23 protein-coding genes are annotated in these 16956 nt (G+C 69.4%); 10 read left to right on the top strand and 13 right to left on the bottom strand.

The features are described from left to right. The first annotated feature begins 197 nt into the window (after positions 1-197). The 6 genes from ACWF94_RS12230 (at position 198) to ACWF94_RS12205 (ending at position 4582) form a co-directional block, all read left to right on the top strand. Positions 198-506 (top strand): hypothetical protein, encoded by a 309-nt coding sequence (locus ACWF94_RS12230; RefSeq protein ID WP_453487268.1) that lies wholly within the window; start codon positions 198-200, stop codon positions 504-506. Next, positions 503-817, top strand: coding sequence for an HNH endonuclease (locus tag ACWF94_RS12225; protein ID WP_453487267.1), 315 nt, complete (start codon positions 503-505; stop codon positions 815-817). The genes ACWF94_RS12230 and ACWF94_RS12225 overlap by 4 nt, the downstream gene beginning before the upstream one ends. Then, positions 814-1707: a DUF2637 domain-containing protein gene (locus ACWF94_RS12220; protein ID WP_453487266.1), complete on the top strand. Its 894-nt coding sequence runs from the start codon at positions 814-816 to the stop codon at positions 1705-1707. The genes ACWF94_RS12225 and ACWF94_RS12220 overlap by 4 nt, the downstream gene beginning before the upstream one ends. Beyond that, positions 1704-2027 carry a hypothetical protein gene (locus tag ACWF94_RS12215; protein WP_453487265.1) on the top strand — a complete coding sequence of 108 codons (324 nt, stop codon included), beginning with the start codon at positions 1704-1706 and terminating at the stop codon, positions 2025-2027. The genes ACWF94_RS12220 and ACWF94_RS12215 overlap by 4 nt, the downstream gene beginning before the upstream one ends. 79 nt (positions 2028-2106) lie before the next feature. After that, complete coding sequence (locus ACWF94_RS12210) at positions 2107-2316, top strand: DUF6257 family protein (protein WP_453487264.1); 210 nt, start codon at positions 2107-2109, stop codon at positions 2314-2316. Positions 2317-2401: 85 nt separating this feature from the next. Next, positions 2402-4582: an AAA family ATPase gene (locus tag ACWF94_RS12205; protein ID WP_453487263.1), complete on the top strand. Its 2181-nt coding sequence runs from the start codon at positions 2402-2404 to the stop codon at positions 4580-4582. Positions 4583-4978: 396 nt separating this feature from the next. Here the strand turns inward: ACWF94_RS12205 and ACWF94_RS12200 are convergent, their stop codons facing one another. The 4 genes from ACWF94_RS12200 to ACWF94_RS12185 all read right to left on the bottom strand — a co-directional run bounded on the left by ACWF94_RS12200 (position 4979) and on the right by ACWF94_RS12185 (position 5971). Beyond that, entirely contained in the window at positions 4979-5260 is a 282-nt protein-coding gene (locus ACWF94_RS12200; protein WP_453487262.1) for a hypothetical protein, read from the bottom strand. A gap of 80 nt (positions 5261-5340) precedes the next feature. Continuing rightward, entirely contained in the window at positions 5341-5541 is a 201-nt protein-coding gene (locus tag ACWF94_RS12195; protein WP_453487261.1) for a hypothetical protein, read from the bottom strand. Further along, the gene (locus ACWF94_RS12190) at positions 5538-5687 is read right to left on the bottom strand and encodes a hypothetical protein (protein ID WP_453487260.1); all 150 of its coding nucleotides are present in this window, start codon (positions 5685-5687) and stop codon (positions 5538-5540) included. Before ACWF94_RS12190 ends, ACWF94_RS12195 begins: the two co-directional genes overlap by 4 nt. After that, positions 5675-5971, bottom strand: coding sequence for a hypothetical protein (locus ACWF94_RS12185; protein WP_453487259.1), 297 nt, complete (start codon positions 5969-5971; stop codon positions 5675-5677). Before ACWF94_RS12185 ends, ACWF94_RS12190 begins: the two co-directional genes overlap by 13 nt. A gap of 290 nt (positions 5972-6261) precedes the next feature. On the opposite strand from ACWF94_RS12185, the gene ACWF94_RS12180 reads away from it, so the two are divergent. Beyond that, positions 6262-7518 (top strand): hypothetical protein, encoded by a 1257-nt coding sequence (locus ACWF94_RS12180; RefSeq protein WP_453487258.1) that lies wholly within the window; start codon positions 6262-6264, stop codon positions 7516-7518. Continuing rightward, positions 7518-8069, top strand: a complete 552-nt coding sequence (locus tag ACWF94_RS12175; protein ID WP_453487257.1) for an N-acetyltransferase family protein — start codon at positions 7518-7520, stop codon at positions 8067-8069. Before ACWF94_RS12180 ends, ACWF94_RS12175 begins: the two co-directional genes overlap by 1 nt. Positions 8070-8129: 60 nt before the next feature. Here ACWF94_RS12175 and ACWF94_RS12170 read toward each other — a convergent pair whose 3' ends face one another. From ACWF94_RS12170 to ACWF94_RS12130, 9 genes are all read right to left on the bottom strand, one after another. After that, complete coding sequence (locus ACWF94_RS12170; RefSeq protein ID WP_453487256.1) at positions 8130-8393, bottom strand: hypothetical protein; 264 nt, start codon at positions 8391-8393, stop codon at positions 8130-8132. A 71-nt stretch (positions 8394-8464) separates the two neighbouring features. Further along, the gene (locus ACWF94_RS12165; protein ID WP_453487255.1) at positions 8465-9094 is read right to left on the bottom strand and encodes a hypothetical protein; all 630 of its coding nucleotides are present in this window, start codon (positions 9092-9094) and stop codon (positions 8465-8467) included. Next, positions 9094-9804, bottom strand: coding sequence for a hypothetical protein (locus tag ACWF94_RS12160; RefSeq protein WP_453487254.1), 711 nt, complete (start codon positions 9802-9804; stop codon positions 9094-9096). The genes ACWF94_RS12165 and ACWF94_RS12160 overlap by 1 nt, the downstream gene beginning before the upstream one ends. Beyond that, complete coding sequence (locus ACWF94_RS12155; RefSeq protein WP_453487253.1) at positions 9804-10220, bottom strand: hypothetical protein; 417 nt, start codon at positions 10218-10220, stop codon at positions 9804-9806. The genes ACWF94_RS12160 and ACWF94_RS12155 overlap by 1 nt, the downstream gene beginning before the upstream one ends. 311 nt (positions 10221-10531) lie before the next feature. Further along, on the bottom strand, positions 10532-10750 hold the full coding sequence (locus tag ACWF94_RS12150) for a hypothetical protein (RefSeq protein WP_453487252.1): 219 nt from the start codon (positions 10748-10750) through the stop codon (positions 10532-10534). 193 nt (positions 10751-10943) lie between these two features. Continuing rightward, positions 10944-13250 (bottom strand): bifunctional DNA primase/polymerase, encoded by a 2307-nt coding sequence (locus ACWF94_RS12145; protein ID WP_453487251.1) that lies wholly within the window; start codon positions 13248-13250, stop codon positions 10944-10946. Further along, positions 13247-13438: a hypothetical protein gene (locus ACWF94_RS12140; protein ID WP_453487250.1), complete on the bottom strand. Its 192-nt coding sequence runs from the start codon at positions 13436-13438 to the stop codon at positions 13247-13249. Before ACWF94_RS12140 ends, ACWF94_RS12145 begins: the two co-directional genes overlap by 4 nt. Positions 13439-13526: 88 nt before the next feature. Further along, positions 13527-14501, bottom strand: a complete 975-nt coding sequence (locus ACWF94_RS12135; RefSeq protein ID WP_453487249.1) for a DUF6907 domain-containing protein — start codon at positions 14499-14501, stop codon at positions 13527-13529. 144 nt (positions 14502-14645) lie between these two features. After that, positions 14646-14843 carry a DNA-binding protein gene (locus ACWF94_RS12130; protein ID WP_453487248.1) on the bottom strand — a complete coding sequence of 66 codons (198 nt, stop codon included), beginning with the start codon at positions 14841-14843 and terminating at the stop codon, positions 14646-14648. A 163-nt stretch (positions 14844-15006) separates the two neighbouring features. On the opposite strand from ACWF94_RS12130, the gene ACWF94_RS12125 reads away from it, so the two are divergent. Next, a complete protein-coding gene (locus ACWF94_RS12125) occupies positions 15007-15663 on the top strand; it encodes a helix-turn-helix domain-containing protein (RefSeq protein ID WP_453487247.1) in 657 nt (218 codons plus the stop codon). A 19-nt stretch (positions 15664-15682) separates the two neighbouring features. Beyond that, positions 15683-16870 carry a site-specific integrase gene (locus tag ACWF94_RS12120; protein WP_453487246.1) on the top strand — a complete coding sequence of 396 codons (1188 nt, stop codon included), beginning with the start codon at positions 15683-15685 and terminating at the stop codon, positions 16868-16870. Positions 16871-16956 lie beyond the last annotated feature (86 nt).

The following is a 16956-nucleotide window of genomic DNA, read 5'->3' as shown; positions in this document are numbered from 1 at the left end:
GTAGGCAGAGCATACCCGCCGTATATGGGGCTCTCCGTACGTCTACACCGTCGACGAACCGCTTGGTCAGTCTCCGCCAGTCCCTCTCACGACGTGTGGTCTGTGAGACGTCTGTGAGACGGGACGGCCCCGAACCGGTGATCGAAGCACCGGCCGGGGCCTTGATCCAGCTTCCTTCTGATCAAGGAGTCCAGACCATGAGCAAGACCGTACCGTCGTCCGCCCCTGAGGTGGACGACCTGACCGCCTCAAGCCTTCCGCCGGCCGCTGTCGCTCTGGTGCGGCAGATCCTCACCGACGCGCTCACCAACCCGGACACCCGCCCCTCCGACATGGGGTTCGTGCGGATCCTCGCGGGGCGGATCGGGGAGCTTCAGCAGACGATCCGGACCGCGCTCACCGTGATCGACCAGCTCGGTATCCCCGTGGTCCAGCAGACCACGCAGACCTCCGTTGCCCAGCAGAGCACGCAGGCCGTCGTCACCGAGGCCGGTGAGTCCCGGTGAGCCGCCGTACGCGCCCCCGCCCGGGGAGTATCCGGGGCGCCCGCGGCCGGGAACTTAGGCAGCGTCTCGCCGCGCGCGACGGCGCCGCGTGCTTCTACTGCCGCCGCTCGTTCCCCGACCTGGGTACGGCGACGCTGGACCACTACGTCCCCTACTCCTGGTGGGCGTCGAACCGGCCGTGCAATCTGGTGCTCGCCTGCGAGCCCTGCAACACCGTTAAGGCCGACGCGTTCCCCCTCGGGCTGCTCCTCGCCCTCCGCTCGCTTGTGAGGGACAGCCTGTCTCCCGCAGATCTGGGGGTGGCGGTGTGAAGCGCCTCGACTCGCTCGCCGGTCTCGCCGCCGGGGCCGCCGCGGTGACCGTCGCGCTGACCGCTACGGCGTTCTGGCTGTCGTACGAGCACCTGCACGACGTGGCCGCCGCCAACGGCTTGTCGGGGGTGCGTGCGTGGGCGTGGCCCGGCACCGTGGACTTGTTCATCGTCGCGGGGGAGCTGCTGATCCTGCGGGCCGCGCTCCGGCGCCGGGTGGACTGGTTCGCCTACCTCCTTGCCGGGGTCGGCTCGCTCGGCTCGATCGCGCTGAACGTGGCCGGCGTCGGGACGGGTGCGGACCTGATGGAGTACATCGTGGCCGCGGTCCCGCCGAGTGCGGCGTTGATCGCGTTCGCCGCTCTGATGCGGCAGGTGCATGAGCACCTGGTGCCGGACGCCGTGGCGGTGGAGCCGGACCCTGTGCCCGTGACGCTGGAGCGCGTACCCGACGTACCCGTGGCGTACCCGGCGATCGAGTACGCCGTACCCGCTGTACCCGACGCGGTACCTGTCGGGGTGAGGCTGCTGCCCATCGACGCCCCGCCCCGGCCCGGTGATCACTTTGTGGACGCTCCCGAAGCGATGCCCGTACCCGGTGCCGAGGAGCCCCGTACCCGTCCCGAGGCTGTCACGGAGTACACCCCCGAGCCCGTACCCGAGGGGCAGCCGGAGCCCGTACCTGATCCCGTTGAGCGCCCTCTCGATGACATGGGGCTCGGCTTGGCTGCGGAGCAGTTCAAGGAGCAGTTGTTCAACGGTGAGGTGCCGTCCATTCGGGAGATCAAGGCGCGGCTGTCTGTCGGGCAGTCCCGGGCCAAGGAGATCCAGGAGGCGTTCCGCGAAGCTCAGGTTGCTTGGCAATTGGCCGGTCAGGGGGTCCGGTCATGAGCGAGGAGATCGAGAAGGCCGCTCGTGAGGCGGTGGAGGCCGCGCGGAACAGCGAGCAACTGGCGCTCATCGCGGCCGTCCTTCAGGCGCAGCAGCTCACCCAGACTCAGCGGCCGTCCGAGCACGCTTCGGGGCGCCCCGAAGCCGTGGCGACCAGCGGTTCCGCCCTGAAGTGGCTCGCCATCGGGGCCGGCGGGTCGGTGTTCATGGTCGCGTTCGCCCTGTCCGCCGTCGCCGTCGCGATCGCGGCCGTGGCGCTGACCATCTGCGTCCTCGTGCTGCGCGGGATGTGGGTGGACGCCCGGAAGGGCAAGGGCTGACGGCTGCCTGTCCCCGCCCGGCCACCACGGCGGGCGGGGGTGGGGAGCCGGACAGACCGGCCCCGGAAAGGGGACACCCATGGCGCACCAGGACGAGCGCGAGCCCAAGCTCACCACGGGCGAGAAGTTGAAGATCGCGGTGCTCATCGCGCGGATGGCGAAGCGCGGGATCGCGGACGACCGGATCTACGGCGGGCGCGTCCACCAGGGCGACCTCGAACGGAAGGTCGACCGCGTGATTGAGGGCGCCCGCAAGCGCGAGGAACGCGAGGCGAAGGCCCGCAAGTAGCTGTACCCCGGGGCGGCCGTACCCGGCCAAGGACACCGTCCGCCCCGGGCCCCCGACCCTCTACAGAGAGCAGGAGAGCCCCATCATGACCGAGAAAGTCATCGATCTGTTCAAGAACACCCCCGCCCCAGCGGGTACGCCTCGGGTACAGGCCGTCCCCGGACAGGCGCCGTCGTCTTCCCAGGAAGACAACGGGCATCAGATCCCGGCCCCCATCCCCGAGGCTGTACCCGCCGTACCTGACGCCTCGGGTACGCCCGTGCCGGTCGACCGGCCCGACGTCGTCGCAGACCTCGGGTCATGGGTCGGCCGGTGCCGTGCCTATCTCGCCGACGCCCCGCCCGTGATCCCGTCGTGGCTCCGTGACGGGACCGAGTTCGCCCAGGGCGCCCGCTGGTCGCTCTCCTACGCCACCCACCTTGCGGCGTTCCACGCGATCCGCACGCCCCTGTACCTGTGGCGCCTAATCGTCCGCTCGCCCCGGGGTGCCGGCCGACTCGTCATGCGGTGGGGGCGGTGGGTCGCCGATACCGAGGCGCGGCCGGTGGAGGCCAAGGCCGCAGCCGATGCAGATCCTGAGGCGTGGCTCGCCCTGTCGCGGGAGCACTCCCGCCGGGTCCGGCCCCGGCGCACCCTGTCGGCGGTCGTCGCCACCCCGGTGGCGGTCGCCGGAACCGTCGCCTACGCCGTACTGCCCGCCTGGCAGCTCGCTCTCGGGGGCGTCGCCGTGTCCGCTCTCCTCGGCATCGCGGGCCGGACCGAGGACAAGCCGGTGATCACCCGCTACGTCGCCGTGAACGCGCTGAAGGCGCTCACCTCGGTGGAGGTGTTCGACGCGCTCGCCGCCATCGGCATCGGGAAGAAGGGCAAGTCCGGAGTCGCGTTCGCGGCCGAGATCCAGCGCGACGGCCCGGGGTGGCGTGCCGAGGTCGACCTCCCCGCCGGAGTCACCGCCGACAAGGTCTTGGAGAAGCGGGCCGAACTTGCGGCCGCGATGCGCCGTCCGATCTCCACCGTGTGGCCCGAGGCCGACCGGGCCGCCCACCCCGGGCGCCTGGTCCTGTGGGTCGCCCAGTACGACCCGGCCAAGGCCGCGCGGAAGCTGTGGCCGCTCATGCACAAGGGCCAGGCGGATGTCTACGGGCCGCTGCCGTTCGGGTTCGACCCCCGCGGCAACCTCGTCACGATCACGCTCATGTACTCCAACCTCCTGGTCGGCGGAATCCCCGGCTCGGGCAAGACGTCGTGCGCGCTCGCCATCGTGCTGGGGGTGGCGCTCGACCCGACCGCCGAACTGTGGATCTACGAACTCAAAGGCTCCGGCGACCTCGACTCGGCCAAGCCGGTCTGCCACCGGTACATCTCCGGCGACGACGATGACGAGCTGGAGGCCACCCTCGCCGGACTCCGCTCCGGGATCGCCGAGCAGCAGCGGAGGGCGAAGTTCGTCAAGTCCTTGCCCCCGTCCGAGGTGCCCGAGGGCCGAAGGGTCACCCGGGCCCTCGCCGAGAAGTACCCCGAGCAGAATCTCGGACCCCGCGTCATCGTCATCGATGAGATGCAGGAGCTGTTCACCCACCCCGAGTACAAGGACGAAGCTGCGGCCCTGTGCACCAAGCTGATCAAGAAGGGCCGGGCGTACGGGATCATCCTCATCCTGCTGACCCAGAACCCGGACGCCCCGTCGCTGCCCACCTCCGTCTCCAGCTCAGTCGGCACCCGCCTGTGCCTCGCCGTGATGGACTGGCGCGCCAACAACAACGTCCTCGGCACCGGGGCGTACGACCGGGGCCTGCGCGCCACCGACATCTCCGTCGACGAACAGGGGACCGGGATTCTCGCGCGCGGCCGGGACGGCACCACCGTGCGCGCAGCGTTCATCCGCCAGACCGAGGCGGAATCCATCGGCAAGCGCGCCCTGGCGCTGCGCACCGCGGCCGGCACCCTCACCGGGCAGGCCGCCGGACTGGCCGTGGTGGACGTCGACACGTCCACCGTGGTCGACCACCTCCGCGACATCTGGCCCGACGGGGCCGAGGCCGTGCACTCCCACCGGCTCGTAGAGGCCCTGGCCGCGTACCGGGCGGACCTGTACGGGCCGTGGCTGGAGGGCGACCAGGGCGCCCGCTCCTCGACGCTCGCCGCCGCCCTCAAGCCCCACAAGCTCCCCACCCGGCAGATCACCCTCCGCGAATGCTGCGGCGGTGGCGCCAAGGGCGTACGGCGCGGCGACGTACCCGAGGCGAAGGACGACATCGAGGAGTAGCCCACTGGTCCGGTATCGGCACGGGGCCGGGGTTTCGATCACCACCGAAACCGGTTTCGGCCCCGACACCCATCTAACAGGCCCCTGACCTGCGCAGATTTCAGGTTTCGATCACCAGCACCGAGACCGCCACGCACGCCCGAGTAGGTCGTCTTCCCGGGAAGACGACCTACTCGCGTTCCCCCCAGGGGGCCGCACGGTTGCGGACCCTTCTTCGCGGCGCCGCGGACATGGCCCGCAACCGTGTCGATATCGCAACGGTTCCATCCGCCGTACGGACGGTTTGCCGGGTCCTCGAAGGACCCCACAGGGGTTCCGGGCCACGGTTGACCGGACAGCCGCCAGGGGCGTGGATACGCCTACACGCTCCCCAGCGGCTGTCTGGCACCACGGCCCCTACTCGTACCCGAGGGCTCTGCGGGCCGCTTTCTGGCGCCGCTCGCGGACGATGGGGATCTGAAGCGTGGTCTCCGCCAGCTCGTACGGCCGTACGAGCGCGGCGTCCTCCCCATGCAGGGGAGCGAGGCGTTCGAGGACGTGGCGCGGGGTCGGGGTCAGCCAGAACGGGGGTTCCGGGTCGGGGCCCGGCTCGCTGTCCGGTTCGGCGACGGGGGCGGGGGCGACGGTGCGGCGGCGGTTGATCAACCGGCACAGGGCGTCGATGAGGCAGCAGATCATGGCTCTCTCGTGGGCTGTTGCGGTGCAGGGGTGGGAGGGCCCCGGTCTGCCCGAGTCAGGTACGGCAGGCCGGGGCGGTCTCATTGGGCAGGGTCGGGGCAGGCCCAGACCTCGGTGTCGAGGACGTGCGCGCCGTCCCGTGCGCGGGCCCATCCCCGGTGCACGGCCCCGGCGGTGAGGAGCCGTCCGCAGGCGTAGCAGGCCCGGCCCAGCGCCTGGTCCCACGTCAGATCCCGCGCCGGGGGCACGGGCGCGTCCCGGCACGGCGAGGGTGTGGTCATCCCGGCTCACCTGGGGTGCGTGGCCAGGAGGTGCCGGTGTACTCGTGGTGGTGGTCGCCTTCGTGGCCGGGCGGGTGGGTGCAGAAGATCTTCCGGGCCTCGGGGCGGAGTGCTCCGCACAGGGCATCGACCGTCAGACGCTCCACAGCAGCTCCCCAGGGACACGGTCGGCCAGAACGGTGAGGTGGCGCTGCTCTCGGCACGGTGCGCAGGCGGTCTGCGGGTACGGGGGACCAGAGGCGCGCTCGATGAGGTTGATCGTGCGGGCGGTGCCGGACGGGCCTCCGTGCCAGTGGCACCAGCCGGACCGGACCGGGAGGGCGGTGGCCGAGGGCCGGGTACGGCGTTTGCAGCGGTGGCAGGCGCACGGCGGGTACACCTGGGACTCCGGGACAGTGGTCGGGTCTCCGTCGCCCGCCACCTCGGTCATCGGGCGCACAGTCTGCCTGCGCCCGCCGGGACTCAGGCGGTACACGCTCATCGTCATCACTGGACTGTCCCTTTGGCCGCTGGAGCCGACGGGTCCAGGCGCCTCGGGCTCTCCATGGGGCTGCTCCCTGTCGTGTCGTCAAAGGCGGATATTCCGAACGTAGGCAGGCAGCGCGAGGGGTACCGGACCCACAGGCGGACGTTGCGCCGGACTTTCCCCTTCGCTGCGGACTTTCCGCCCTGCGGGCAGGGGCTACGGTCGATACCCAGAGGCACACCCGGGGGTGCGACATGGGCGAGACACCGACACCGTTCGGATACGAGTGCGCGACCCGGGGCTGGGGCCAACCGGCCGCGTTCCTTGGCGCGTTCTCCTCCACGGCCGGACTGATCGGCGAGGATGTGGCCGTCACCGACCGGCAGTTCCGGCGCTGGCGCCGCCCCGATCCGCCCAGGCCCCGCCCGCGTGCCTGGCGCGTGCTGCACGCCATGTTCGGCATGAGCCCGCTCGATCTCGGCTTCCCCGGGCCCGAGCCAGCCGCGACGGCCGAGCCGAGCGGCATGGACCGGCGCGTGTTCGGCGCCGCCTCCCTGGGCACCGTCGCCGCCCTGGCCGTCAAGGGGGCATCCGACGCGGTCGGTACCGCCCACATCACCGAACTGAGGGAAGGGCTGCGCTCGCTCTACACGCTCGATGACGCGTACGGCGGGGGTGATGTCCGGTCCCTGGCCGTGCGGCATCTGCGCCGGGTCCGCCGGATCATCAACACCGGCAGCTACCCGGACACCATCGGCCGGCAACTCCAGCTCCTCGCCGGGGAGACCGCCGAACAGTGCGCGTGGCTGTACTACGACGCTGACGACCAGGACACCGCGCGCCGCTACTGGGGCGAAGCGTTGACCACCGCGGCGATGATCCGCGACGACGGCTTAGAGGTCCTGGTGCTGGCCGGTCTGAGTATGCAGGCCAGCTACGACGGACGGCCCCGCGACGGATACGACCTGGCCCGCGCGGCCCACCAGCGCGCTCTACCCCTCGGGTCTCCGGTGCTGCTGTCACTGATCGCGGCCCGGGAGGCTCGGGCCCTGACGCTGATGCGGGACCACAAGGCCGCGGGCAGGCGGCTCGCCGATTCGATGCGCATGGTCGACCGCTCCGACCGTGGCCGTCCGGCTCCGGAGTGGGCGGCGTTCCACGGGCATGCCGAACTCGACTACGCGCAAGGGCTGCTCTACACCGAGTCGGGCCACCACCGCTCCGCGGTCCCGTTCCTGCGCGCCGCGCTCGCCCACCAGGACCGCACGTACGGCCGTAACCGTGCCCTGTACCGGCTCACCCTTGCCCGGGGCCTGGTCCACGCCGGAGAGGCCGACGAGGGCGCGGCCGAGGCCCTCGGGAGTCTGGAACACCTGGCCGAGGTGGAGTCCGCACGGGTCACCCGCAGGCTCACCGAGGTGGCCACCCTGCTCCAGACCACCGATGCCGTCTGCGCACGCGAAGCGGCCGGGGAACTGACCGAGTACACCCAGCAGAGGGGAGAGGGTTGATGACCACGGTGTCCTATGAACGGTTCGACGGGGCCGAGGCGGCCGGGCAGCTCGACGCGTTCGTTGCGGCGTACGAAGAGGTCTACGTCGAGCCGCCGTACCGGGAGGGGCCCCGGGACGTGGCCGAGTTCATCGACCGCTACCAGTTCCAGGTGCGGGAACGGCCCGGGTTCCGCCTGATCCTGGCCCGCGACAACGGCGAGGTGGTCGGGTTCGCCTTCGGCTTCCGGCTCCCCGCGGACAACCGATGGTGGGAAAGCCTGCTGGAGCCCCTGCCGGAGGAGTTCACGCGCGAGACCGGGGAGCGCACGTTCGCCGTCATCGAACTCGCCGTACGCAAACCCTGGCGCCGCCAGGGCATCGCGGCCGGCCTGCACGCGCGCCTGCTCGACGGCCTCACGGTGGAGCGGGTCACGCTGACGATGCGCCCCGAACCCGAGGCAGCGCCCGCACAGACCGCGTACGCAGCGTGGGGATACCGCAAGATCGGGAAGTCCCAACCGTGGGATGAGGCCCCGGTGTACGACGCCATGCTGTTGCAACGGGGCTGAACGCGGCGGCGCCCGGCCCCTCTTGTGGAGGAAACGGGCGCACCTTGGTGATATCTGGCGTTAGTCGGGTAGAGGACCCGACCAACGGTCGCCTCGGACCTCGAACCATGCGGCGGGCCCGTAGACGGCGTGTACGACGTGATGGGGCTTCTGATCAGGTCTCCCGCGACCGGGCAGCGGGTGTCTGCTGCGAACGATTACGAGTGCCCCGGCGTCGAGGGCGTACGCGTACTTGATCGGAAGCCCGCGTTCGTCTTCAGTTTCGTTGTCGGTGTAGTCGACCTCGGCGGTATCGTCGGCTATCCATTCAATCTCCACGCTCATGCAGAAAACTTATCGTTCTAGCTGGGGCGTTGCCCGAAAATCCGAGGATCTGTACCGGGCGCACGCGGGGGTCAGGCTGCGTCCGGAGCGGTGGACATGCCCTTGATCTCCGGTGGCGGCGGCGGGGTGTGGAAGTCCTTGAAGTCCCACCCCGACTTGAACGGGGTCCCCGACAGTGAGTTCGTCAGCTGCCTGCGCTCCTCGCTGTGTCCGTGTACGCCGTGCGTCTGGGCTACCCAGTCGTTGACCAGGCTCACATCTCCGCTCTCCGTCGCGTGCTGGAGTACGGCGCGCTGCATCGCGTCGTCGCCGTAGCGGCCGGCCTCGGCGAGCAGCTGGCGCCGCTGCTCCCTGCTCGCCCCCTTCGCCTGCTCCAGCGCCCCGCGGAACGCCGCGATCAGAACCGCCCGGTCCGCAGGGCTCGCGTCCTCGGGGATGCCGGGACCGGAGGGCACGAGACCGTCAAGGTAGTCCAGACGGGCACGGCGCCGGTCGGTGACCCGCCCGTACGCGCCCGCGATCTCCTTCACATGCTCCCGGTACAGCGCGTTGAGCTGCTCGGCCTTGTAGCTCTCCGACCACTGGACGGACGCGCGGATCTCCTCGGCCCTGGCGGCGAACTCGGCGCGGGACTGGCGGGCGGCGAGGTGGTCGGGATCGTCGTTGGGATGGGTGGCGAACGGGTTCTCCGGTGCGGTCATCACGCGTCCCTCCGGATCAGGGCGTGCAGGTCGACGGGCCCCTTCGAGTCGACGAGGTCGCCGCGTTCCGTCAGCTCGATGTCGCCGGAGTACTTCCGGAAGTCGCGCGGGTACTGCTCCAGCACCCGGTACAGGGTGGCGCCGAGGAGGGTGCCGGCGCGCATCGGCCGGTAGACCTTGTGCCCGATGGTCACCGACTCGCCCCTGAACGTGTGGGAGAGGGCGCCCGGGCCGCGGCCCTCGCCGTGGATCTGCGGGATTCCAGCGGCACTCATCTGCCGGTCCCAGTGGGCGACACGCCCGTTGTGGGCCTGTACGGCTTCGCACAGGCCGTTGAGCGCGGACTCGAACGCGTCCAGGGCCGCGGTGATGCCGTCGGCCCCGTTGAGGCCATCGGCCGCTTCGGTGAGGATCTTCTCGCGGATCTCGGCACGGCGCGCATCCATGCGTGCTTGCTGGATCTCAGCATGCTGCCGTTCGGCCGCGGGGACCTTCAGCGCGGCGTACTCGGCCGCCTGCCGCAGTGCGGACAGCTTCCCGGGGGTGATGTCCTCCCCGCCGGGGATCTCGCCTCTCAGCGCCCGCTCAGCCTCCTGTACAGCGGTCGCCGTCTCCGATGCTTCGGTCTGGGCATCGGTGACGATCGCGTTCACCTCGGCCGTGGTCATGGTCAGCGGGTCAGGTGGGGTGGTGGTGGTCTTGGCTGGCATCAGGTGCCTTCCTTCAGGCGTACGAGGTGCTGGGCGTCGTCCGGGTGCCACGCGTTCCGCGCGGCCGGGGTGACGCCTGCCTGTGCAGCCAGACGACGGGCGTGCCTCTCGGTCACACCGAGCCGGACGGCGAGCTGCCCTGTGCTGAGCAGCCCACGGGTCGAGCCTGCGCTCATGTCCGCGAAGGTCCGCGGTTCGTGTCCGTACGTGGACAGGTGCACCAGTGCGGCAGCCCGCAACGCGTCCAGGGCTTCCGCGACCTCCGGCCGGACCATGCCACCGTCTCTTCGGTGCCGGGCCAACTGCGCCCGCAGGGCGAGCCACAGGGGGTGGCAGACGGCCGCGGGCAGGAACACCCCGCCGGCCTCGATGACCGCAGGACGCCGGGGCCCGGGGCCGGTCGGTCGGTGGATCATCCGGGGGCCTTTCCAGAGGGGCGGGGTTCAGGGGTCCTTCGGGGACCTCAGTGGGACCGAGGGGAAAGGTGTCTTCCGGGGAAGACCCCCCTTTATCCCGCGCGCGGGGGGCCACGCGACCGGTCGCGCGCGTACACGTGAGAGACACCGGAACCGGATACGCGCGGCCCCAATGCTCGGGTTGGTGGTGTCTCCGTCAACCCGGCGGAGAGACCCGCCCCTGCTCGGGTTGGTGGTGGGGGTGTTGGTCAGGGGGCGGGGGTCAGGCTGACCCTCTGCGGCAGGGGCACTACGGGTGCAGTGGGTCAGGGTCAGGTGGCTGCTCGGAAGGTGTCGGGGATGGGGCTGAGGGTGCCGGCCAGTACGGGGCATCCGTCGTCATGCTCGATGAAGGCGTGGAGGATGCCGGTCTTCTCGTCGGTGGTGAGGCTCTCGACTCGCCCGGTGCAGTGGCCGCATTCGTAGTTGCTGACCATGCGGGCGATGAGGCGGCGGTCGCCAGCGGCGAAGGTGCTGCGGACGGGGTCCATAACGATCTCCGATCGAGGAGTGGACGAGGTGGACGTGGACAAGGTGGACGCGTGTCCACCACCCCGTCTCGCGCGATACGCGAAAGAGATTCCTTGTCCTTTTTGATCATGTATGTAGGCGTATTTGGAGTGCTCGCCATTACGCGACGGGGGGTGGTGGACGCGTGTCCACTTGTCCACGCGTCCACCTCCTTCAGTCGGTCTTGACGCAGATCCGCTCGTCTTCCACGAAGATCCAGTTCTCTTTCTCCGCGTAGGCGATTGCCTTCTCCACGAGCGGCCTGTCACGGCTCGCCAGTGCCTTGTTCAGCGCGCCGTAGGTGATGCCACCAACTGTCGATGCGTGCTTGCGCACCAGGCGTGCGATCCGATCCAGCTTGAGATCCGCATCCGACTTCGCTTCGTGCACCCGGAGTTCCTGGTGAACCTTCGCGTCGTCCTGCCTCTGACGTTCGGCCTCGGCTTCCCGCCGGGCCCTCGCTACGAGACCGTCACGGACGGCGCAGGACGCGTCCCAGACCATCTCTGCAAGGGCCCAGTCCTCTTCGGTGACGACGAAGCGGTTACCGTCGAGGAGCGCGAAGAGAGCTGAGAGCTTGACCTTCATCAGACCGGCGTGGCCGTCGAGTTCAGCGATCTCGATCTCGCCGCGGGCGCGGCCTACGCGCTCCGTCCAGAGCATCCGGCGGATGCGCTCGGGGAACGCGATGTCTACAGGGTCGGCCGGCCGCAGAATCCCGGGGTGCTTCTCGATCGGCCCCGGCCACAAGGCAGGCACGTCAGGGATGCTCGGGTCATTGGCCCATCCCCAGACGAACCGCTGCGGGGTGCCGGTGCTCGCGTCGGCCAGCAGCGGCAGCGCAGTGCTGGGCTGGAAGCCGACCAGCAGACCGAGGCTGTACGAGCCTGCGGCCACGAACCGTGTGCGCTCCTCCGAGGCGTTCGTCTGACCGAGGGTCTCGCCGACCGCTGCCCGTCGCAGGGTCTCGGACAGGATGGAGCCTGTCCGCATGGCGAGGGTGGCCAGCGTCTCCCCCTCGTCCACGTAGATGAAGCCGTTGTGCCGCACCTGCCTGCGGACCTTCCGCATGACGGGATCGCCCTTCAGCGGACCTTTTACGTGGATCTCGCCGGTCGGCTCCTCCACGACTCCCATGAACATCTCGGCGATGCCCTCGCCAGTACCGATCGGGAGACCGTCCCGGAAGTCCTGATCAATCGCGGGCATCAATTCGCGGTTGAGGGAGGAGCTGGAGGACTTCCCCGAACCCGATCCGCCAACCATGGCCACGAAGGTGTTCAGAGATGCGGGACTGCCAATCCCGGTGACGGCCCGGATTTGGTGCGAGAGCATCCCTGACGTGCGGGCAAGGGTGGCGTAGAACAGCACATCGGCGGAGCAGCCGCGTGCGTGCGCGGCCTGACGGATGTGCTGGAAGATCGGGCGCGCTGCGTAGAACTCGGGCGGGAGGTGTCCGCTGTGCGCCGCGGTCGGGGCAGTCTCTACCGCGGGGGCGGGCGCCTCGGCTCTGTCATCGGGTGCGAGCAGTGCGGAGAAGTCGTTGCGGTCGTCCGTACGCGCCACCGGGGGCCAGGGGTGGCGGGGCTGGGCGATGCCTGCGCGGAGCCCTGACTCGATGGTCGCGAGCGCCCGCCCCTCGGGGTGGTTGCCTGCGCGCGCGGCTGAGAGGAGCGTCTCGCGCGCCTCAGCCTCGCTCAAGGCCCCGGCTCCGACGAGGGTCCCGAGGCTGAACGCCGCGGTGTTGATGGTGTTGTTCTGGTCGCCGTCCGGGGCGCCGGTGATCGCGTCGCACTCAGCCTGCACCGCTTTGCGGGTGTAGGTGTCGTGCCGGTCCGCAGGGATCACGATGTTCGTCGCCGGTGCCACCGGGGCTGAAGGGCGCGTCTGAAGGGCTACGAGAAGCCATTCAGGGGCTGCCTCGGGCGGCTGATCGGGGTCTTCGAGGGTGTAGACGACCCTCGAGGCATGGACTGATCCGGGGCCGATGACATAGGCGTTACCCGACCGTACGTCGCCGTCGAACTTCCCCTTGAGCGCCCCGAGGCCGTTGCCGAGCCTCATCTCAGCGGGAGCCCAGTAGTAGTCGTGGTAACCCTTCGCGGTGAACACGCGCATCGTCGGGGTGTGCTTGTGCCCGAGGGCTTCCTCAGCTTCTTCGATGGCCCCGGGCCGGTCGGAGTCGACCACGAGGAGACGTGCGCCCTCGGGACCCTGACAGGCCCCAACGGCGATGGCGACGTTGCGCAGCTGGTCCTTGAACCAGCCGTGCGCCTGCTGCTCATCGCGGGTGTGCTCGCGAGTGAACGCAACCGCCGGATGCTTGCCGCGGTCGACACAGGTCTTCGGGTCGTGGCCGCGGCCGATGCCGGTGCACTGCGCCGTCCCGGGGTGGTCCGCGGGGAAGACGGCGAACTCGCGCTGGACGAGCCACAGCGCCCCGTCCAGCGGGGTCGTGGGGGTGGTGCTGTTCTCGTTCAAGCCTGGTGCTCCATCTTGCTCCGGGCGATGTCCTCGGCGATGGCGAGAACGTCCGCTGCCCATCGGCGGGCGCAGGCTCGGACACTGCGCACGCTGGGCTGTTCGGTGAGGCTGGCTCGGATCGAACCGAGGACGAGTTCCCTGCGGGCGCGTTCGCGGACGAGCGCGACGTACAGGGCGTCCGTCAAAGGGGTGGCCGGCCACTGACCACAGGGGCGCCCGGGGGCCCCGGCACGGTGATCGTGTCGGGGGCCTCGGGGCGTGTGGATGGGACGGTCACGCGTGGGCCTCGGCGGTGGCCTCGGCAGCCTTGAGGATCTCGGCGCGCTCCGCGTCCCGCTCGGCGTCCCACCGGGCGTGCACCTCGGCGACCGCCTCGGGATTCCTCGGCCGGTCGTTCTTCGACTCCTCCGCCAACTGCTCGCGCAGGACCCGCAGGCGGGGGAGAGCCTGCTCCAGCGACTCGATCAGGGTGTCGGTCTTGTCGAGGGACAGTTCGAGGGTGTCGCTCTCGGTCTCGACCCACAGTTCGGTCTTGACCCCGAAGACGTCCGGCTCATCGTTGGCGGTGGTGATCCGTGCGGAGAGCAGTGGTACGGGCAGTTCGCCGGGGAGCTGGTTCGAGGACAGGCCGGGGGCCATGATCTCGACGGCCGGGCCCTGGTGCCATCCGGGCTCGCCGTCTTCCCCCGCGTGATTGAGGATGCACGTGGGGGTGCAGTTGTAGCGGGCCGTCCACTCCGGGCCCCGCTCGGCTGCGGTGAGCGCGGCAGAACCCCTGGGAGAGACCGGGGCAGTCCCGTCGATCATGTCGGCGAGGCGCTCAACTTCATCGAAGTAGGCGCGCATCCCGGCGAGCCACACCCGGGCGTTGGCGGTGTCCATGTCGGTGCCGTTCCCGCCGTGCCCGATGTAGAGCTGCGGGCGTTCGTTGAGGTGGGATTCGTCGGACCCGACCACGGCGGACAACAGCTCGCCGCGCTCGACTTCGAGCCCAGCAGGGATCGGGGCGCGCACGGTGTGGCTACCGTGCTCGACGTACGGCTCACCGTCGTCGTAGCGGTAGGTCCGGCACTCCGAGCACCAGGCGTAGCGCGTGCAGGAGGCAGGGACCGAGAGCGGCCCAGCGACGGTCTCGGCCGGGGTGGCGACGGTGTCAACGATCGGGTGCGGGCGCCCCGAGGGGGTCAGATCCAGCGGGGGCACGGTGTGCCCGCTGGTGATCTCTGGGGTGGTCGGCTTAAGCTTCATCTTTGAAGCTCCTTCCAGCGGCGGCGCGGGCCGAGAACCCATATGCGCCGCCGTTCGGCTGTTCAGGACTGGATAGAAACGGGTGCTTCGAGGGCCCCTGCCGGGTCGGTGCTCGTAACACCGGCCGTCTGGTGGGGGCCCGACCTACACGCTCTCCAAGAGGTGGATGAGCGAGGCGGTGACGACGCGCTTCGAGCCGAAGTCGAGGACTCGCACGGGCGCTTCGTTCTGCTGGATCAGGGCGTAGAGCTTGCTGCGCGAGATCCCGAGGGCCTGGGCGGCCTTGGAAACGTCCACGGTGGCGGGCCAGCTCCGGACCTCGATAAGGGTCGGTGTCTCCATGGACACCCCTTTCGGTTGCGTGATCATCCGGTATTTCGGTGTCTGGTTCATCACGCAGACGACCTGAAAGCAGAGTGCACGACATGGAATGCAGAGTCAAGCTGTGGACGACAAGGCGTTTCGGTGCGTTGTGAATACGCACGCGATGTGTCAAGCTCGGGGCATGACAGACGAGCCCGAAGCGCCCCCCACGGTGGGAAAGGTCGTGGGCGAGAACCTGAAAGCCCTGCGGCAGAGCCAGCGGATCACCCAGGGAGACTTGGCCACAGCGCTCATGCGTACGGGGCTGAAGTGGAAGCGCACGCAGATCTCTGACTTGGAGAGCGAGCGGCGCGAAACGGTCGACCTAGGCGCCCTCCTGGTTCTCGCTCAGGCGCTTGGGGTGCATCTCCGCGACTTCTTCGCAGGTGACGGCAATGTAATGCTGACCCCGCGGTCCGACTATCCGGGGTCGTATGCTCAGGCCAGCCGCTCTGATCTCCGTGCCTGGCTCTCTGCCGAAGACGCGAGCCTCATCGTGATGGGCAGTGAGAACGTACGGGCCCTCTTTGAGCACTGGCGGCACAAGGGGCGGGACATCCCGATCGAGGCTGATCTCGTCTTCGCAGAGCGGTACGACGTGGATGTCCGTCACGTGGTCAAGGCGGCAGAACAAATCTGGGAAGGCAGTCTCACCGAGGAGCGTGATCGCCGTGTCGCTGCACTCGGTGATCTGCCCGTGAGGGAGCGCCAGGCTAAGCAGGGGCACATCACCCGTCAGTTGACCGCCACGCTGGCGAAGTGGATGCGCGCGGACGGCGCTATCGCCGACGAGGTCTGAGGGACGGGATGGGGAGGCCATGGCGGAGATCAAGAAAGTCACACTCAGGAACGGCACGACCCGCTACCGCACCGTGGTTGACGCCGGGCACGACGAGACCGGCAAGCGGGTGCAGATCACCATCACTCGCGACACCAAGACCGAGGTCAAGGCGGAGCGCTCCCGAATCCAGCATCAGCGCACCGCCAGGACGCTCATCCTGCCCAGCAAGATCACGGTTGGGGAGTGGCTCGACCAGTGGCTGAAGTACAAGCGTCGCGACGTTGAGGAGACGACGATCCGAACGTACCGCCTTGCCCTAGTCCACGTCCGCGACCGCATCGGACACATTCGGCTCCAGGAACTCACCGAGGACCAGGTGCAGGAGTGCATCGACGCCATCGTTGCCACCGGCCGCCGCAAGGGCGGCCAGGCCGGTACGCGTCTCGCCGTCTCGACCGCCGAGGGCGTACTCGCCCGGCTGCGGGAGGTCCTCGCGCGGGCTGTGGTCCGCAAGCTCATCCCGGAGAGTCCCGCCAAGTTCGTACGGATCTCCCTCGCGGACAAGAAGACGGACAAGCGCGAGCGGCGCCCGGACAAGCCGTGGACCGTCCCCGAGGTCCAGCGGTTCATCGGCGGCATCGAGGGGGACCGTCTGTACGCGCCTCTGCTGATGTCCCTCATGGGGCTCCGCCCCGCCGAGGTAGTCGGGCTGCGCTGGGCCGACCTTGACCTGAAACTCGCCACGCTGGAGACCGCCAACACCCGCACGATGATCGGGAACAAGACCGTGCTGGAGAAGGACACCAAGACCGAGGCAGGCGAGCGCGCCCTACCGCTGCCGGGGACGGTGCTGGACGCGCTGAAGCGGTTCCGGGCAGTGCAGGCCAGGGAGCGGCTGGCGGCCGGCGAGGGTTACACGGACTCCGGGTACGTCGTCGTTGACGAACTCGGGATGCCGAGGAACACGCGGCACCTGCGTGAGCACGCCTACCGCCTGATGGCTGCGCTGGAGATGCGGCGGGTCCGGCTGTACGACGCACGGCACTCCTGCCTGTCGTACCTCGCGGTCTCCGGGGTGCCCGATGTGGTTCTTGCCGCGTGGGCCGGGCACACGAACGCGAGCTTCACCAAGCGGAAGTACGTCACGGTCGGAGTTGAGGACATGAGGGCCGCGGCGACCGCTTGGGACAACTTCCACGGGGGTGATCGAAAAGCACCTGTGTGAGAAATTGTGAGAAACGATCTCTTCCGAGATCTCTCACATGGCTGCTGACCAGCAGATATATGTGGTCGCGTAGAACAGTAGGCAGA

It is taken from the genome of Streptomyces sp. NPDC055078 (assembly GCF_053607985.1).
The sequence above is the reverse complement of the archived record's forward strand: the minus strand, read 5'-3'. Positions and strand labels throughout refer to the sequence as shown.

Excerpts from the sequence above, each read along its gene's own strand:
- ACWF94_RS12165 (WP_453487255.1), bottom strand. The coding sequence starts at position 9,094 with ATGACCGCACCGGAGAACCCGTTCGCCACCCATCCCAACGACGATCCC.
- ACWF94_RS12135 (WP_453487249.1), bottom strand. The coding sequence starts at position 14,501 with ATGAAGCTTAAGCCGACCACCCCAGAGATCACCAGCGGGCACACCGTG.
- ACWF94_RS12200 (WP_453487262.1), bottom strand. The coding sequence starts at position 5,260 with ATGATCTGCTGCCTCATCGACGCCCTGTGCCGGTTGATCAACCGCCGC.
- ACWF94_RS12205 (WP_453487263.1), top strand. The coding sequence starts at position 2,402 with ATGACCGAGAAAGTCATCGATCTGTTCAAGAACACCCCCGCCCCAGCG.
- ACWF94_RS12130 (WP_453487248.1), bottom strand. The coding sequence starts at position 14,843 with ATGGAGACACCGACCCTTATCGAGGTCCGGAGCTGGCCCGCCACCGTG.
- ACWF94_RS12185 (WP_453487259.1), bottom strand. The coding sequence starts at position 5,971 with ATGACCGAGGTGGCGGGCGACGGAGACCCGACCACTGTCCCGGAGTCC.
- ACWF94_RS12120 (WP_453487246.1), top strand. The coding sequence starts at position 15,683 with ATGGCGGAGATCAAGAAAGTCACACTCAGGAACGGCACGACCCGCTAC.
- ACWF94_RS12230 (WP_453487268.1), top strand. The coding sequence starts at position 198 with ATGAGCAAGACCGTACCGTCGTCCGCCCCTGAGGTGGACGACCTGACC.
- ACWF94_RS12170 (WP_453487256.1), bottom strand. The coding sequence starts at position 8,393 with ATGAGCGTGGAGATTGAATGGATAGCCGACGATACCGCCGAGGTCGAC.
- ACWF94_RS12175 (WP_453487257.1), top strand. The coding sequence starts at position 7,518 with ATGACCACGGTGTCCTATGAACGGTTCGACGGGGCCGAGGCGGCCGGG.
- ACWF94_RS12215 (WP_453487265.1), top strand. The coding sequence starts at position 1,704 with ATGAGCGAGGAGATCGAGAAGGCCGCTCGTGAGGCGGTGGAGGCCGCG.
- ACWF94_RS12195 (WP_453487261.1), bottom strand. The coding sequence starts at position 5,541 with ATGACCACACCCTCGCCGTGCCGGGACGCGCCCGTGCCCCCGGCGCGG.
- ACWF94_RS12210 (WP_453487264.1), top strand. The coding sequence starts at position 2,107 with ATGGCGCACCAGGACGAGCGCGAGCCCAAGCTCACCACGGGCGAGAAG.
- ACWF94_RS12180 (WP_453487258.1), top strand. The coding sequence starts at position 6,262 with ATGGGCGAGACACCGACACCGTTCGGATACGAGTGCGCGACCCGGGGC.
- ACWF94_RS12155 (WP_453487253.1), bottom strand. The coding sequence starts at position 10,220 with ATGATCCACCGACCGACCGGCCCCGGGCCCCGGCGTCCTGCGGTCATC.
- ACWF94_RS12125 (WP_453487247.1), top strand. The coding sequence starts at position 15,007 with ATGACAGACGAGCCCGAAGCGCCCCCCACGGTGGGAAAGGTCGTGGGC.
- ACWF94_RS12150 (WP_453487252.1), bottom strand. The coding sequence starts at position 10,750 with ATGGACCCCGTCCGCAGCACCTTCGCCGCTGGCGACCGCCGCCTCATC.
- ACWF94_RS12160 (WP_453487254.1), bottom strand. The coding sequence starts at position 9,804 with ATGCCAGCCAAGACCACCACCACCCCACCTGACCCGCTGACCATGACC.